Here is a 3,220-nt window from a genome sequence, read left to right as displayed (position 1 = left end):
ATGAGTGCTCACATTAGTAATCATTAAGAATTGCCCACTTAACTGAATCAATAACATTCGCTTCAACTCCTGCCTCGTTAAAATCAATGGCCCAATTATTTTCAATATAATCTCTCATTTGTTCAAATATCGAAAGAGCCTCATCTTGGTCAAGATTGAATTTATCAGATTCTGATATGATGTTTTCAATATGTTTAGAATCACCTTGAGTTCCGGCTGAGATAGCTAAGGTTCTACGATTACTTTCTCCCGCAGCTATATCGAAAGCTGGTGTAAGTTGCCACAAGCCATCTTTGAAGTACGCCGCATGATTTTGATAGTGATCGTCATGATTGGAAACTAATGCATTGAATACCATCCTTTTAAAAACTTCCAAAGAGTCTCGACCACGATTTAGTCTTTTTAGAGCCAAAGCGAAGTCACCATAAGAAGCCTCAAAACTTTCCTCAACGCCAAGTATTGATTGCATACTCAAATAGGGAAGTTTTCCAGTCTCAAAAATATCAAATCGTTTGGTCAAAAACACATCAGTATGACTATTGATTGAGATGATGCTACTATCGACGGCATTGATTCCGACCTTCTTTGCCAAACAAAGAGTCCCATGCTCAATTTGAGCATTATTTTCATAATCTCGAATAGAGGGTAGCTTCGCTAGATAGAGCTCATCATCTTTTAGCACAGTGAGTTTTGGCCTTGCACCACCTTGACTTGAGCCCTGCTTAAAGATTTTTGCATATTTTTCAGAAAAAGAATTATCTCGCTCAAACTGCCCTTTTGCTTCGATAATTTCTTTCCACTTAAAAGGTTCTTTATTTCGTGGTTCGAGAATGTTTGGGAATTCCTTTTCAGTGCTAAAAACCAGGTTACCTAATCGATCTTGCTGATTTTGGAGCAGCAATTCAAAGTCTGTTAAAGCCCTGCCATTAATAGATTTTAGAACAGCCTTCCCCCAGACCCCGGGTAAAGCATCGTTAAAACTAAGCAATGCACCATTAAAGCCTTTCTTTGAAAAGAATGTTTTGTCGATAAGGGGTAGGTGAATAGGATTGATTGCAAGTGCATCGGATTTATTCAAATAGCTTTTAGCATACTGAAACTTATATCCTTCTGGGGTTGAATGTTGGACCCTAAGCCTGCCAACAAGGACTTTATCAGTATTAAAAACATACAACATTTCAATGGTCATCTAACTGAAGTCCTCATCTTCGAGTGAAAGTGCCCAAACATCACTTACTAGGCTGTCAGAAGGCTTTCCTTTTTCAATTTATTATTTCCGAAATATCGATTCAAACAAACTCAATATAGACTTAATCATTGAAGTAAACCAATTCCTACTCTTAGTCTCTTTTTTGGCCGTATTCAATTGAGCAATATAACTTTGCTTGTCACTAATATCTCTCTTCCGAACCTGCTCTATCTGCTGTGAACTCATTCGACCTGCCCAAAGGATCTGATTATTACGAATAAAATAATGTGATTTGCATTTATAATTCCAGTTCCCTATAGAGGGAGTTATAGATACGCCTTTATCACCATTCGTTAACCGCCAGTCAGCTGGTGAAAAGGGTGTTACAACTTCTTCACCACAACCACAGCAACACTTGTGTATTGCTGTTTGATAGGGTTCGCTTATATACAACAACCCTTCCTCAATATGGTCTGGTATAAATTCAACAAAAACAGGAGTGACACTCCGCATCCTCATTGTACTAACCCTCCCGAGTCTCCGCGTGATAAGGACTGTAGGGAAAGAGTATATATCAAGTTATGTGGCTGCTCTTGATCTAGATAGAACCCCATTAACTGCTTCCACTTTATAACAGCCATAGCTGCATTAAGCGCATTCAAGTCTGCCACCTGAATATTACTTCTATAAATAACATCCCCCTCATCCTCATTGAAATCAAGTCGTTGAGACAGGTGTTCCTGTTTTTCTGCAGTAGCCAAAGTAACCCGACATGTTCCTAGAAGAGAACTAACATTTTCTTCCATTTCTACTACTTCAATGCCCATACCTACATCTATGAAGGGAATTTTCATTTGTACTAAATGATTTGTAATGATGCGACGTGCATCACCATTATCGACCGATACAAAGACAAAGTTAAATGAATCTAGTTCCTGAATATTGCTATCATCCAAAAAATAGGGATGAGAGAAAATTCCCTCTCTTAATGGCTCATATAAATTAGCAAAGTAGTCAACTTTCTTAGGTTTGCGCTGTAAATCATCAAGCGATGAAGCACCAGGAGCTCTGAAGGCATTGTGTGGCTCGAAATCATCTCCATCGAATAAATGAATTTCAGAAACTGGTGTCTTTGACAGCAGATCTAAGATAAAACTTCCAGTCCCTCCAACACCCACTATTGCAACTTTTGAACCCCTTAGTTTTTGTGATAAAGCAGTAATGCCCGCTCTTGCAGAAGCAGTATCAGGATATTTAAAAACAGATGTTTCATCACGCTGCCCATGAACCTTTCCCGTTCTCCCATCAGCATTAGGATCTACAACACGAGCTTCGCTAGCAAAAAGATTATGGTAGTGAGTCACCTTTTCATAGAAGCTTACAGGGCATTGACCATTTGGCTTATTTGATAAATAAAAATCAACTCTAAACTGGTCAAAAAGAACAATTCCATTTGAATGATTAACAACATGAATCATTTGCTGACCATTAGCTCTATAAGGGGTCTCCCCCTTAAACCACATAGTATGGTCCTGAGGACGAGTATCCTGATCACCTAGCTCAGAATAAGAACATACTAAAGTTCCAAGCTTTAACACTCCAGCCTGGTTTAAATATGGAATTGAGTGCACCAAAAGATGTTGGTGCACTATCTCAACATCAAATCCCTCATCGATCAATCTGGCAATAGAAGGGTTACGAGCGGTTAGTTTTAATGACATCGAACTTCACTCCATTTCTGATTGCTACGGACTGCCCCTCAACGAGAGTCCCATCAGACGTTTTCGGGCCTACATAGCTGACAGTGTAAACAACGTCACTATCTACTGAGCCAGAAAAAGCAAGATCAACAACTTCGCTGTAAGTTATTCGATCACCTTCAAAGCTCTTAGGGCGAGCGTTGACGATAATGTTTTTAGGCTTACTTTCATGTTTTTTTTCATGTTCAAATTTTTCTGTATTCATATTTATCCTTTCAGACGGCATCATTGCCGTAATTACTTTCATGCTCAAAATGAGCAAAACAAATTT

At 38.8% G+C, this 3,220-nt stretch carries 4 protein-coding genes; all 4 read right to left on the bottom strand.

What is annotated here, in order from left to right:
* Positions 1-13: 13 nt before the first annotated feature.
* Entirely contained in the window at positions 14-1,189 is a 1,176-nt protein-coding gene (locus CYQ88_RS11415) for a type II toxin-antitoxin system HipA family toxin (protein WP_101841454.1), read from the bottom strand.
* A gap of 81 nt (positions 1,190-1,270) precedes the next feature.
* Complete coding sequence (locus CYQ88_RS11725) at positions 1,271-1,702, bottom strand: DUF6527 family protein (protein WP_369827566.1); 432 nt, start codon at positions 1,700-1,702, stop codon at positions 1,271-1,273.
* Positions 1,703-1,704: 2 nt separating this feature from the next.
* Positions 1,705-2,910, bottom strand: a complete 1,206-nt coding sequence (locus tag CYQ88_RS11405) for a ThiF family adenylyltransferase (protein ID WP_233188883.1) — start codon at positions 2,908-2,910, stop codon at positions 1,705-1,707.
* Positions 2,885-3,220: multiubiquitin domain-containing protein (locus CYQ88_RS11400; protein WP_101841453.1), on the bottom strand; the 336-nt coding region annotated here is incomplete at its 5' end. The genes CYQ88_RS11400 and CYQ88_RS11405, both read right to left, overlap by 26 nt.

This window comes from Hydrogenovibrio sp. SC-1 (assembly GCF_002848135.1).
In the GTDB taxonomy this organism is placed as follows: Bacteria; Pseudomonadota; Gammaproteobacteria; order Thiomicrospirales; family Thiomicrospiraceae; genus Hydrogenovibrio.
This window is presented reverse-complemented; position numbering and strand designations above follow the sequence as displayed.